This window comes from Mesorhizobium captivum (assembly GCF_033977165.1).
GTDB classification, from domain to species: Bacteria; Pseudomonadota; Alphaproteobacteria; order Rhizobiales; family Rhizobiaceae; genus Mesorhizobium; species Mesorhizobium captivum.
Genome location: NZ_JAVIJB010000040.1, coordinates 48,226 through 61,164, shown reverse-complemented (window position 1 = coordinate 61,164; position 12,939 = coordinate 48,226). Strand labels below are relative to the sequence as shown.

Here is a 12,939-nt window from a genome sequence, read left to right as displayed (position 1 = left end):
GCCGTTGATCGGCAGGCACTGCAAAACCGACTGCGGGGCTGATGTCGGCCTCTGCTGGTCAAAAAGCGATATACCGACCGACGTGTTGTGGAATCCCAGCCTGATCCCGGAGCCGCTGTGCGCCATCGCTAAACCTCCCACGAAGAGGTCAAGCTTCCAATGTAATGAGTTTCAGTTCCAGATTTGATTTAGGGGCCTGCCTAGGAGATCGGTCATCAGCCGATAGTTTTCCGCTCGTGTCTGATTCTTCTTGCCACGATCGCAGGGCTGAGAGCCTGCGTGCAAGCTCTCGGACTTGCACTTCTGTGCGGATCCACTTTATTTCGGGGCGTCCTTGGGGAGCAAGAAGCCTGTCGCCTGCCCACTTATCTGCTTCAGCTTCTGCGCCAGTCGTGACGGGCAGCACGGGCGCAGACCTCCCCGCAGTAGCGCTGTCCGCGGTCGCAACTGCGGCAGATCGTTACCTGCGAACGGCAGCGGCCGCACAGAAAGAAGCGGCCCGTGAACATCCGCGACGGTCCTTTCGGAGCGCCGCTGGGAGTTCGGGGAAAAGGTCGACGGAATGCGCTGACAATGCGATAATGCAGGTCGCGCACCGTCAGTGGAGCGTGACACCGAGCCTGGACTTGCCAGTTGAGATCGGTGTTGCGCCGGATTGTTTCTGCGGCGCTGATTACCCGCAGATCTACCACAAGGCAGGCGCATGGCGGGGTAAGTCGAAAGCCGCCTCAGGGCGACTGGAGACGTGCCCCGCGTCTATCCCCTTCTCAACCTCAGATGATCAGCACCGCCCCGCAAAGGCGGTCGCCCGCTACAGCGCTAGTTGAAGAGCGCGCGGGCGACCGCCTTTGCTCTCTCCAGCGCTTCAGCTCGCGTGTCATCGTTTATCAGCGGTTTTCGACCGTCGTCGACAACAGATGACAAACCGCTCAGCGGCAGCGTAGGATCGTTCATGGCGGGTGTGGTCTCCGGGAATGGCGAGGATCGGCGTAAGCAACCAAATCCTACGTCATTTCAACGGCTTGCACCACATCCGCCAACCCCCATGCATTATCCGGGCTAGAAGCGATGCCATGGCGCGATACAACGACGCACTCGATCATGTTCTCAGGTCCGCATCCAATCAAAGGCGATTAGCTTCCGGCTTGTGCAATGCACTTGATTCAGTAGAGAGAGGGCCGAAGTCGCAGAAATCAATTTACCGCCTTGCATCGGGTTCAATGCGGGTGACCACCTGATAAAACCGTCTTTGCCACCCTAATGAGGGGTCCCGTCAGCCAGGAAAAGCCGTAACGTTAGCTGCACTTCCGGCGGCTCAGGTCCCCCACGGCCGTAGGCTGTGCGAACTAGCCAGGAGAATAGATCCGGCACGAAGAGCGAATTTCAGCTGTCATGCCAGTCGGCCACTTCCCGACAAATTGACTGACGGGCAGTGCCGATCGCCATGCAAGCCGAGACAATCATGAGCAAACACAAAGACCGTCGCAAGTCACGTCGCGATCGATATGACGACGAGCCCTTTTTTTCAGAACTGCACCCGGAGCCCAGTTATTTTCAGCGGCAGTCAGCCGGCACCTCGAACTGCGTCACGCCGAGGTGAAGTGGTTCAATGCCAGCAAAGGTTTCGGCTTCGTTGCACTCGCCGACGGCGCTGACGCATATCTTCATATGCGGGTGGTGGAGGCGGCCGGATGGCCGCAGTGTCTCAGAGGGCGCGCATCTCAAAGTTATCCTAGAGGAACGGCCAAAGGGCCGTCAGGTGGCGCAAAATTGTAGAGGTCATGAAAGCATCAACTCCTCAGCGTGTAGCGGACCGATCCAGTGTTGGACTGGGCCCCCAGTCGGGGGTCTCAGGCACCGTTAAGTTTTACAATCCTGAAAGGGGCTTGGGCTTCATTGCACCTGAAAGCGGCGAGAAGGATATCTTCGTTCACGCCTCCGCGCTGACGCGGTCTGGGCTCGCTGCGCAGGTTGAAGGTCAAAAAGTATTCGCCGAATGCGCGGCAGGCAAAAGAGGTCTGGAGCGCATTCGGCTCGCATAGCTCATCGCTCGGGCAGCCGATTCTTATTCTTGGTAAGGAGCCCGCTGCCGGAAGGCGACAGCGGGCTCGCATCGAAAACAGCGCACGAAGGGACAGCGCTGAATTCACGCCGGCATGCACTTCATGGACGTGCAATGCCGACACCGGGACCTTACAGGCCGAAGAGCTCATCGCAATGCACAAAATCTTTTCGCATGTGCGAAATTGTCAACACCTCAGTTGCGCCAGGAATAATTATTCGCTGAACAATTGAGGCTCTCGCGTAGCCATCACGGTGCCCAGTATTTTGTTGTTGGTCTGATAATTGCGTCGCGCAGAGGAACTGGCTTGGGAGGTGGGAGAAATGGATCCAAGATGCGGTTGTCCCTATCGGCGCCCTCCACGTGCAGAGGAAATGGCTACCAGCTAGGATACTGTTCAGCGCCTAAACTGCCGATATGTGGAGCTTACTGGGCGCCGTCCGGCCAACTTGAACACAAGGTATCGGACCCAAACTTCACGTCGAGTACGTGGTAAAAGCGGCGACTTTGAACATTGCGCAGGGCCTGGGCGTTCTTGGTCTGCGTTCGGTTGGGCAGGCAAATTACATGGCGCGCAGATTGCTTCGCATGGCGCAGCTGCGAGGAACTTACCCCCATTCACCGAGACACAGGAGTATCGCTGGCCGGCTATCTGGAAGCACTGCCAGAGCAGCTCCGGTTCGGAGGGAGCACCCGCTTGGTGGTGCTCTCGCCTTCGAGGCTGACACGCTGATTTAGCCCAACTGATGCTGCAGAAGGGGTGGGGGGACCGTGTCCGCTACCGCCGGCCAAATACATGAGCGATACCGCACCAGCTATGCTGGCCCCGGTTCGGCAGCGTGAACAGCAATCCGTGCCGAACCATCGCTGCCGTGCAATCGCATCGGCCAAGGCCGGGGAGTGGTATCCGACAATGTCCGACAATGGACAGGTCAGTTTGCGTGCGGAAGCGTTGCTCTGGAAGTCGTTTCTGCTTGGCACGTTCCATGCTTACCCGATCTGTCGAACGTGTAGCGCACCAAGGAGCAGAACAGATTCATGACCATATTCGCTGCAAACCCCGGCGGCTGGGTTTCCAAGACCCTGCTGATAACCATCTTAGCCTTCACCGGGATCAGGTCGCCAATGGCCGGCGAAGAGTCGCCATCCGATTTCCTACTCCACAATGGCATGGAAGTGGTCGTCATTCCTGACCATCGCGCCCCGGTCGTCACCCACATGATCTGGTACAAAATCGGCAGCGCCGACGAGCCGCCCGGCAACTCCGGCATCGCGCATTTTTTCGAGCATCTGATGTTCAAGGCGACCGCCAATCACGCCGCCGGCGAGCTCGATCGTGCGGTGTCCGAGATCGGCGGCTCCAAGAATGCCTTTACCTACTACGACTTCACCGCTTTCCACGAGACAGTGCCGTCCTCGGCGCTCGAGCAGATGATGGGTTTTGAGGCCGACCGCATGCGCAACCTCGTCCTCACCGACGACGTCATCAAGACCGAGCGCGACGTGGTTCTCGAGGAGCGCCGCTCGCGCATTGAAAATAATCCGCAGGCGGTGCTCACAGAGGAGCTTGATGCGACGCTCTGGCAGAATCAGCCTTATCGCATCTCGGTGGTCGGCTGGATGCAGGAAATACAACAGCTCAACCGAGAGGACGCGAAGGCGTTTTACGACGCCTACTACCACCCAAATAACGCGGTGCTGGTGGTGGTGGGCGATGTCGATCCCGACGCCGTGAAGGCGATGGCCGAAAGGACCTACGGCAAGATCGCGCGTGGACCGGATCTGCCGCCGCGCATCCGTCCGGTCGAACCCGAGCAGAACACCAAGCGCACGGTGACGCTCGCCGACGCGCGGGTTTCGGTGCCGAGCTTTTCCACGCAATGGGTGGTGCCGTCCTATCACACGGCCAAGCCCGGCGAAGCGGAGGCGCTCGACCTGCTGGCCGAGATCCTGGGCGGCGACAACCACAGCCGGCTTTACCAGGAGCTCGTCGTCAAGCAGGGGATCGCCTCTGACGCGGCCGCCTACTTCCAGGGCACCATGCTCGATGCCACCAACTTCACCGTTTATGGCGCGCCGCGCGGCGACGCCAGGCTTGCCGATGTCGAGGCGGCCATCGATGCCGAGATCGCCCGCGTCGTCAAGGACGGCGTGACCGAAGACGAGCTGGAGCGGGCCAAGACCCGCTTTGTTCGTTCGATGATCTTCACCCGCGACAAGCAGGACGAAATGGCCAAGATGTACGGCTCGACGCTCGCCACCGGCGGCAATGTGAAGGATGTGCAGGAATGGCCCGACCGCATCCGCAAAGTGACAGCCGCAGAGGTCAAGGCGGTTGCCGCCCGCTACCTCGTGCTCGACCACTCGACCACCGGCTATCTTCTGCCGCAGCAACAGGCGGGGAACTGATGATGAGCCTGGTCCTTGAACGGATGAGCAGCGTTCTTTCCCCCGCAAGGGGAGAAGAAAAGGTGGCGCGCGCCATCGCCACTCTGTGCATTGCCCTGTTCTTCCTGTCGCTGCCGGCGCTTGACGCGCGCGCCGAGATGAACATCCAGGAGGTGAAGTCGAAGAAGGGCATCACCGCCTGGCTGGTGGAAGACCATTCGATCCCGCTGGCCGCCATCCGCTTTGTCTTCGACGGCGGCAGCGCGCAGGATCCCGCCGGCAAGGACGGTCTGGTCAATCTGATGACCGGCCTGTTCGACGAAGGCGCCGGCGACCTCGACAGCGATGCCTTCCAGCTGAAGCTCGACGATGCCGGCGCCGAGATGAGTTTTGAGGCGGCGCGCGACGGCACCTATGGCTCGATGCGCATGCTGTCCGACCAGATGGACGAGGCGTTCGGCCTGCTGAAGCTGGCGGTGAACAGCCCGCGCTTCGACCAGGCGCCGATCGATCGCATCCGCGCCCAGGTGCTCTCCGGCATCCTCGCCAACGAGCGCGACCCCCACACGGTGGCGCAGCAGCGCTGGCTGCGCGCGATCTATGGCGGGCATCCCTATGCGCGGCCGTACCAGGGCACCAAGGAGAGCCTCGCCACCATCACCGCTGACGACCTCAAGGCCTTCCGCAAGGCGACTTTCGCCCGCAGCGGCCTGCATGTGGCGGTGGTGGGCGATATCGACGCCGCGACGCTGAGCGGCAAGCTGGACGAGGTGTTTGGCGACCTGCCGGACAAGCAGACGCTGGCTCCCGTGGCCGACGTCAAACCCAAGCTCGGCCAGCAGCTCGAGATCAATTATGACCTGCCGCAGACCTCGCTGCAGCTTGCCTGGCCCGGCGTGAAACTGAACGCGCCAGATTTCTTCGCTGCCGCGCTGCTGAATGAGATCCTCGGCGGCTCGACCTTCACCTCACGTCTCTTCGAGGAGGTGCGCGAGAAGCGCGGCCTTGCCTATGGCGTCAGCTCGAAGCTCGTCGATCATGAGCATTCCAACGCGCTGCTGGTGACGACCGCGACGCGCTCCGATCGGGCCGCCGAGACGCTTTCGATCGTGCGCAAGGTGGTGAAGGAGATGGCTAAGAACGGGCCGACCGAGGAGGAGCTCGCGACGACCAAGAAATACCTGATCGGCTCGTTTGCGATTAAGTACCTCAAGTCTTCGGATTCGATTGCGGCGACACTGGTCAGGCTGCAGCGCGGCAATCTGGGCATTGACTATATCAAGCGCCGAGCCGCGCTGATCGACGCGGTGACTCTGGAGGATGTCAGCACGGAGGCGAGGAAGCTTCTGTCGGCTGATCCGACCGTCATGATCGTCGGGCCGCCGCTCAACCGATATTAAAGGATGAGCGGCAGCTTCCTTGCTGGTTAGCAAGGCATCGCTTCAGCTTGCATCACCTGCCTCCTGGCGCTAATGCCGCCCTCTTGCTGCGGCGTATGCCTACGACAAAAAATGCGGGCGCACGCGATCCGCGCGGCCCGCAATGATAAATCGAGCTGGGGCGTCTAAGCTGACGCCTCAACATCGTAGATCGGCCACTTCCCATTGCTAGGAACCGAGGCACAGCCGTCCCGGCGTCGGCTTGCCGCGCCAGCATTGACTGACTTTGAGATTCTGAGCGCGCTGATTCCTCCCCGGCCAGCCGCGCCAGCTTCTACGATCCCGAGATCAATCGCAGCTACGGCATGATGGCATCCCATTATGGCGTCGGCGTTCTTCCAGCACGGCCGCATTAACGCGACCCAGGATCAGACCGAAACTGGCCGCTTTCAAATCGGAACGGCGGCCGGAATGAAATCGGAATGACTGGCCGGCTTCAAATCGGAATCGATGGCCGGCTTCGTCGGAATACGCATCCAGGCCTGCCTTCGGCCCCATTTGGTCGATGAGCTTCAGCGCCGAATTGATTGTCAATTCCGGCAGGGACGACTCCTAGGCCGCTTTTTTGGATACCCACGATCGCGCGACGCCGCAGTGAGCCGCGCGACGTCGCGGTGTGCAAGGAGAGTTGGTCGGCGGGAGTGGATGCGTTGCTCTGGAATCAACCGCTCTCGATTGTTGTGCTCTTATGAATCTCAGACATAGACGCGTGGAACGTGGTCCCGGAGCTGAGCATACAGCCCGACGATGTCGGTGCCCCACCAGGTGGCGACCTCATGCTGTGTGATGGTCTGGTCTCCCTGCTGCCCGAGCAAGAGCACCTGATCGCCGAAACAAGCATCGGGGATGTCCGTGAGGTCGATACGGAGATGTTCTAAATGAACCGGCGGCAGCAGAGGCGCACGCCGGCCTCTCACCAGTGCCTCAGCGCCGGGCGGGAGCTGACGTGGCAGCCCGTCTCCCCAACCGATACCGAGCACTCCGACGACCATTCCTTGCTGGTAGCCAGGCAGGCTCGGCGCCGTCCCGAGCGAGGAGTCGGTCCGCTTGATTGAAACCAGAGAGCTCGAAATGGCTTTAAGAGCCGGCCGCAGGGCGACAGGCCGGGTGGAGTGATCCGTGTCGGAGACACCAATGAACAAGGCGCCGGGATCGACAGCATCGAAATCCATCTCAGGGTATCGAAGCACACCCACCGTGCTCGCCACCATCGCAATGGGAGGTCGTGTCCCAGAAGCATTGGCCGATTGAAGAATCTGCTGCAAACGGGAGCGCTGTTCGCTTACATGGAAGGGCGTCTCCGAAGGCAGTTCGCTGAGATGCGCATAAAGCCCTTCGACATCGACATCGTCATAAGCATGGCCGGCCGCGAGCAATGCGCTGACAGCCGACGGCGCTGCCCCCGACCTGTAAAAGCCAAGATCAACCTTTACAAAGACCCGCGTGCTGTCCATTGCGGCACGCCAGCGTTCCAGTTCCTCGAGGCTGGAGATCGTGACTGTAAGCCCGAGCCGTTCGATGATGTCGGCCGATGACGGCAGAGGTCCTGGATAGAGCAGGATTGGAAGCTCGACTCCCATATGCCTTATCGCGACCGCATCCGGCAGCGCAGCGACGCCGAAGCCGTCAACCCCCTCTGCAGCCAGAGCTGAAGCCACCGGTCCGGCGCCGCACCCATAACCGTTGCGCTTCAGGCACGCGAAAATCCGTACTGCCGCGGGCAGGTGTGCGCGAAGCTGGCGATAATTGTGCCTGATCGCGTCTAGGTCGATCTCGTACCAGCTGCCGCGCAGCGGCGTGCGGTGGGGGTCAGAGGCGGCGGGTGGACCGCAATTTGTCAGTGTCTGATAGTCAAGCTGCATGACAAAAAAACAATGAAAACAATCCCGAGAACCGTCGATTTATCAAGTTTTCCGATACCGTCCAAGTGTTGGTGATAGGTGGGTTCCTAACCGCGTTCGGGAGCATTCCACCCTCAAGGAGGCAATTTAACCATCAGAGGGCAAGGCCATCAGTGTTGGCAAGCCCGCATGCCCTCAGGGAGCTTGCGGGCCTCTCTTAGCGAGCGCCGCTTTTGCTTGTCAGGTAGCCTTGCGGCCAAGTCCCATTGACTTGGCAAGCGAAGAACGGGCGGCGGCGTAGTTCGGGGCCACCATCGGATAGTCAGCCGGCAGGCCCCATTTGGCGCGGTATTCGTCCGGCGTCAGGCCATAGTGAACGGAAAGATGCCGCTTCAGCGACTTGAACTTCTTCCCGTCCTCCAAGCTGATGATGTAGTCCGGCGTGACGGACTTCCTGATGGGCACCGCTGGCGTGAGAGCTTCCGGCTTTTCCGCCGCGTCGCCGCCGGCGCTCTTCAACGCTCCATGCACTCGATCGATCAGGGCCGGGAGATCTCCGACCGGGACTGGATTGTTCGAGACATAGGCTGAGACCACCTCGGCGGTCAGCTCGATAAGGGCGCTGGTGTTGTCGTCGGTTTCTTCCATCGCGGTGCACTCCTTGCCTGAAGCAATGTCGCCGAAGCTCTCGTTTTTAATGGTGGCGTGGCGTGAACGCAACGAAGTCCGCGGGTAACGGGGTCAAGTTGAAAGTCCACGGAGGCTTTTTGCCACCGACAGGTCCCGGAATCGCGGGACTATCGCCGCCCTCGCGGGCTCAACAAGGCCATGAAGTTTATCCGACCTCTAGGTCCGCTTGATCATGGTGTCGGGTTGCGCGATTGTCGGCGCTGTGGACACAGGTGAGCGATGCGCCAGACGAAGAAGGCATGCCTTTCGTGCCGAGCGAATTTCACACTTCGACAGTCAAGGATTCCACGTGATTGGCATTCTCTCGATTCACACCACGGAAGGCCTGTTGGATATCGCGCTCGACGCGCACGCTGCCTACGCGATCCTGAAGGCCATCCGTTCGAACCGGTCGAAACTGGGCCTGCATAAAAGGAGGCCCGGTCGTAAGCCGGGCCCAGGAGTTAAACGGGAACGTACCCGTGAAGTGGTTCCAACGGCACCAAGGGATTGGGATTTATCCAACCTGATAGCGGCGGCCATGACGTGTTTGTTCACATTTCCGCTGTCGGCGCAGGCCTAAAGAGCCTCATTGATGGCCAGAAGATCAACTATGAGATCGAGCAGGACCGCCGCACTATTCTTCGCGGAATGCGCGATTGATCTGGTCAGACAGTGGCTTGAGAAAATAGGAAAGCGCTGTCCGCTGGCCCGCCTGGATCATAGCTTCGGCCGGCATGCCTGGGATCAGTGTCAGATCCTTGATCTTCGTCAGTTCAACACGCGGAACTGACAGGCGCACCAGGTAGTAAGAAGTGCCGTTTTTTTCATTCGTCGTCAGATCGGCCGCTATCCAGCTTACATACCCGTTCAACTCAGGTGTGGTTCTCAAGTTGAAGGCCGACATCCGCAACACGGCTTGTTGACCAAGGCGTATCTGGTCGATGTCCTTCGGAGAGATCTGTACTTCCAGCAGAAGATCGTCGCCATCAGGAACAATCAGCATGATCGGATCGGCGGGTCTGATCACGCCACCAACCGTATGGACAGCAAGCTGTTGGATGATTCCTGAGTGCGGCGCGACGATATCGATTCGCCGAAGCTCATCCTCAGCAGCTACCTTGCGTTCTAGGAATTCCTCCACTTGGGCCTGGACCTGTGCGAGTTCCCTGCCGACTTCCGCCTTGAGATCTTGATCAATCTGCAGGATTTGCAGACGAGTTTCGGCAATACGGGCCGCCGTCTGTGCCTGGTTCGCGACCGTTTCACCACGTTGACCGCTTAAGGTGGCAACCTGCGACTTGAGGCTGTTTAAGCGTTGGTCCGAGACAATGCCTTGTTCGCGCAGCCTACTCAAAACAGCAATTTCATGTCCGAGAATGTCAATACCTTTCTCATATGCAATCTGCTGCGCTTTGAGGCCCTCGATCTCATGCTTGTATTGCGTGATCCGCTCGGCCAGCTGCGACTTTTTTCCTTCGCGGGATTGCCTGCGAAATTCGAATAACTTCCGCTCACCGAGTATCGCGGAGGCAGCCGATGGAATATCTCGGCGCTTGAGCAGCCATTCCGGCAAGACGATCTCTGCCAGATCGTCACGCTCGGCTTCGAGCCGTGTTAGCCGAGACGCCAACTCATCGAGTCGCTTAATGATGATGGCTAGATTGGCGCGTGGCTGAGTGGCATCAAGTCGCATGATAACGTCGCCTGTCTTGACTCTATCGCCCTCACGCACGAGGATTTCTTTCACCACCCCACCGGTCGGGTGCTGCACTTTTTTAATGTATGAATCGACGACAAAGTGTCCGGGCGCGACAACCGCACCAGACAGATTCGTCACTGAAGCCCAGGCTCCCGCCCCTCCGAGAACGGCGACGCTCAAAAAAAGTGCTGTCAGTAAGTTTCGGCGAATAGAACGGGAAGCGTCGGCTTTCGTGTCAATTTCGGACATCGCAATCCTCGAATCAGGGTAGCCCTAGGTCTTTTTATGTGGACACAGCGCCCTTGGACGCAGACTGGGCAATCCCCTGAGCAGACGTCTTCCCAACATCGATCGCAGACACATCCTTGGATTCAGCTCGTGGCGTCGTCGCTGCTCTCTGCAAGACAGTGGAAAGCACTTCATCACGCGGACCGAAGGCTCTCTGTCGCCCACCTTCGAGCATCAATATGCAATCGACGGCCGCGATGGCGCTGGGGCGATGTGCGACGACAACGGCAATGCCGTTGCGCTCACGAACGGAATTGATCGCCTCGACCACGGCGACCTCGCCTTCCGCATCGAGGTTGGCATTGGGTTCATCAAACACGACTAGGAAGGGATCGCGATAAAGAGCACGGGCAAGACCGATACGCTGACGCTGCCCGGCGGAAAGTGCCGAGCCAGCTTCACCGATCTGAGTTTCATAGCCATGTTCAAATCTGAGGATCAGTTCGTGTGCGCCCGCTGCTTTTGCCGCAGCCACGATAGCCTCAGAATCAGGATTGTCGTCAAAACGAGAGATGTTTTCGCCGATGGTTCCGTCAAACAATTCAACGCCCTGAGGCAAATAACCGAGATGGCGGCCCAGTGCTTCTCGGTTCCATTGATCGAGGCCCGCGCCGTCGATGCAAACCTTTCCGGCGGACGGCCCCCAGGCGCCGACGATGGCGCGTGCGAGAGTTGACTTGCCAGAACCCGATGGACCGATGACCCCGAGTGCGCTTCCCGCTCGAACGGCAAACGCAAGGCCCGCCACAGTCGGTTTCTTCTCGCCGGGTGGAACGATCATCACGCCTTCGACGCGCAGTTCGCGTTCAGGTGCGGGCAATGGCATGACTGGAGCGGTTTGAGGCATCTTGGCCATGAGGTCCTTCAGCCGTGCCCAACTCTGGCGCGCCAGAAACAAAGTTTTCCAGCTTGAAATCGCCAAATCGACTGGAGCCAAGGCACGGCCCATCATAATAGAGCTGGCAATCATCACCCCAGCGGTAGCTTCACGTGCGATCACGAGGTAGGCGGCAACGGCGAGGATCGCCGATTGCAGCATCATGCGTAGCGACTTTGAAATCCCGCCTAGCCCAGCTGCCACATCTCCGGCTTTGCGATTGGCAGCAAGATATTTGGTATTCACCTTGTGCCATCGGGACGCGATCTGGCTTCTGAGGCCGAGAGCCTCTATGATTTCGGCATTGCGGCGCGCTGCTTCCAGTAGGCCGTTGCGGACCATGTTGTGGTTGATGGCATCGCGTGTGGCCCGTCGGGAGCATGCGTTTGTTAGAGCCGTTAGGGAAACCAGGACGACCACCCCGACAAGCGCCGTCATGCCAATCCAGAAGTGAAAAAGGAAGCAAATGCCGAGATAAAGCGGCATCCATGGGAGATCGAAGAACGCCGTGGGGCCGTTTCCGGCTAGAAACCCGCGAATATTGTCGAGGTCGCGAAGCGGCTGCAAGCCGTCGCCCGGTCTGCGTGTTAAAAGGGGCAGGCGAACAATTGCCTCATGAACGCGTCCGGAAAACTCCCCGTCGAAACGCTCGCCGATCCGCAGCAGTACGCGTGCGCGCAGAATGTCGAGCAGGGATTGGAATGCATAAAGTCCCACAGTAAGCACGACGAGCCCCAGCAACGTCGGTACGCTGCCGCTCGCCAGAACGCGGTCATACACCTGCAGCATGAACAGTGGCGAAGTCAGCGCAAGCAAGTTGATCACGCCACTGATTGAGAAAATTGCCCAAATGGTGGCCGTTAGGGCGAAAGGCCTCGAGGGGGACTGCTCTTTGTTCGCTGAAATTTTCAAGAAGGGACCCCCTAGGAAAGGCCTTCGTTCATAAGCACCGTCGGGGCTGGGATCTGCCACTTTTTGGGCCCGCAAAACCGGCCTACGTCACCGGCGACACCAACTCCTGACACACGGCGACTGCTCAGCGCGGGAATGCTTAGTCCTGGCGTCTTGGAGGAGACGAAGGTGAAGTCGGACCCAGTCAGATGCGGCGCCTCAATGTCTGCTACACTGTTAACAGCGCTCGGTCGTCATGCTCCATGCGAAGTTCATTTCGACCGTCGCCGAAATGATAATTAAGCCCTCTCCACCGAAGACTTTGTCGTTGTCCGCGCCGCCGAAGGCTCGGTCGACGCCCCCATCGGCCGAGATGGAGTCTTTGCCAGCACGGCCGTCGATCCGAGTATTACCTTGGAGAAATCTAAGATTAAGTCGTCACCGCTACTGCCGTACGGGGTATTGGCTGCGGGCCCAGCTTCGATAGGCGTTGCCACCGCATATACTCCTCACGATTGATTTCATAGCACTCTTGTGTCGCTGCACGAATTTGTAAAATCGATTGATTGGATAGAATGCATTCACTCTCTGGATGTCCTCCGGGTAGCGCGCCGCATCACACCCTCGAAGCTGGATTGGCTCTACGCCCCGCTGCCCCGTGGGACACAACGGAACGGCAGCTTGTGATGAGCTTTGCCCCGAAAGCAGCCGCCCGCTTTCAGCCCTGGACTACGTCACTTAGCAATACCCACTTGTTTGCACTTTCATGATTCCTGCGCGAG

Annotated in this window: 12 protein-coding genes and 1 pseudogene; 6 read left to right on the top strand and 7 right to left on the bottom strand. The window is 59.2% G+C overall.

Annotated elements, in window-relative coordinates; all coding sequences use genetic code 11:
* Positions 1-187: hypothetical protein (locus RFM40_RS26825; protein ID WP_320278592.1), on the top strand; the 187-nt coding region annotated here is incomplete at its 5' end.
* A 632-nt stretch (positions 188-819) separates the two neighbouring features.
* Here RFM40_RS26825 and RFM40_RS26820 read toward each other — a convergent pair.
* Complete coding sequence (locus tag RFM40_RS26820) at positions 820-954, bottom strand: hypothetical protein (RefSeq protein WP_320229398.1); 135 nt, start codon at positions 952-954, stop codon at positions 820-822.
* A 642-nt stretch (positions 955-1,596) separates the two neighbouring features.
* On the opposite strand from RFM40_RS26820, the gene RFM40_RS26815 reads away from it, so the two are divergent.
* The 4 genes from RFM40_RS26815 (at position 1,597) to RFM40_RS26800 (ending at position 5,850) form a co-directional block, all read left to right on the top strand.
* Entirely contained in the window at positions 1,597-1,776 is a 180-nt protein-coding gene (locus RFM40_RS26815; protein ID WP_320229397.1) for a cold-shock protein, read from the top strand.
* Positions 1,777-1,781: 5 nt separating this feature from the next.
* A complete protein-coding gene (locus RFM40_RS26810) occupies positions 1,782-2,042 on the top strand; it encodes a cold-shock protein (protein WP_320229396.1) in 261 nt (86 codons plus the stop codon).
* A gap of 1,058 nt (positions 2,043-3,100) precedes the next feature.
* On the top strand, positions 3,101-4,471 hold the full coding sequence (locus RFM40_RS26805) for a M16 family metallopeptidase (protein ID WP_430691586.1): 1,371 nt from the start codon (positions 3,101-3,103) through the stop codon (positions 4,469-4,471).
* A complete protein-coding gene (locus tag RFM40_RS26800) occupies positions 4,471-5,850 on the top strand; it encodes a M16 family metallopeptidase (RefSeq protein ID WP_430691587.1) in 1,380 nt (459 codons plus the stop codon). The genes RFM40_RS26805 and RFM40_RS26800 overlap by 1 nt, the downstream gene beginning before the upstream one ends.
* Before the next feature lie 327 nt (positions 5,851-6,177).
* On the opposite strand, the gene RFM40_RS26795 is transcribed toward RFM40_RS26800, so the two are convergent.
* From RFM40_RS26795 to RFM40_RS26785, 3 genes are all read right to left on the bottom strand, one after another.
* Entirely contained in the window at positions 6,178-6,423 is a 246-nt protein-coding gene (locus RFM40_RS26795) for a hypothetical protein (RefSeq protein ID WP_320265573.1), read from the bottom strand.
* Between the two features lie 161 nt (positions 6,424-6,584).
* The gene (gene alr / locus RFM40_RS26790) at positions 6,585-7,751 is read right to left on the bottom strand and encodes an alanine racemase (RefSeq protein WP_320229394.1); all 1,167 of its coding nucleotides are present in this window, start codon (positions 7,749-7,751) and stop codon (positions 6,585-6,587) included.
* Between the two features lie 219 nt (positions 7,752-7,970).
* Positions 7,971-8,378, bottom strand: a complete 408-nt coding sequence (locus tag RFM40_RS26785) for a Ros/MucR family transcriptional regulator (protein ID WP_320229393.1) — start codon at positions 8,376-8,378, stop codon at positions 7,971-7,973.
* 503 nt (positions 8,379-8,881) lie between these two features.
* Between RFM40_RS26785 and RFM40_RS26775 the strand changes: the two are divergent.
* Positions 8,882-9,062: pseudogene (locus RFM40_RS26775) on the top strand (cold-shock protein).
* Here RFM40_RS26775 and RFM40_RS26770 read toward each other — a convergent pair.
* From RFM40_RS26770 to RFM40_RS26760, 3 genes are all read right to left on the bottom strand, one after another.
* A complete protein-coding gene (locus tag RFM40_RS26770) occupies positions 9,037-10,350 on the bottom strand; it encodes an HlyD family type I secretion periplasmic adaptor subunit (RefSeq protein ID WP_320229391.1) in 1,314 nt (437 codons plus the stop codon). The pseudogene RFM40_RS26775 and the gene RFM40_RS26770 sit on opposite strands and share 26 nt — an antisense overlap.
* Before the next feature lie 34 nt (positions 10,351-10,384).
* Positions 10,385-12,118 carry a type I secretion system permease/ATPase gene (locus RFM40_RS26765; protein WP_320229403.1) on the bottom strand — a complete coding sequence of 578 codons (1,734 nt, stop codon included), beginning with the start codon at positions 12,116-12,118 and terminating at the stop codon, positions 10,385-10,387.
* A 276-nt stretch (positions 12,119-12,394) separates the two neighbouring features.
* Positions 12,395-12,559 carry a hypothetical protein gene (locus RFM40_RS26760; RefSeq protein ID WP_320253123.1) on the bottom strand — a complete coding sequence of 55 codons (165 nt, stop codon included), beginning with the start codon at positions 12,557-12,559 and terminating at the stop codon, positions 12,395-12,397.
* Between the last annotated feature and the right edge of the window lie 380 nt (positions 12,560-12,939).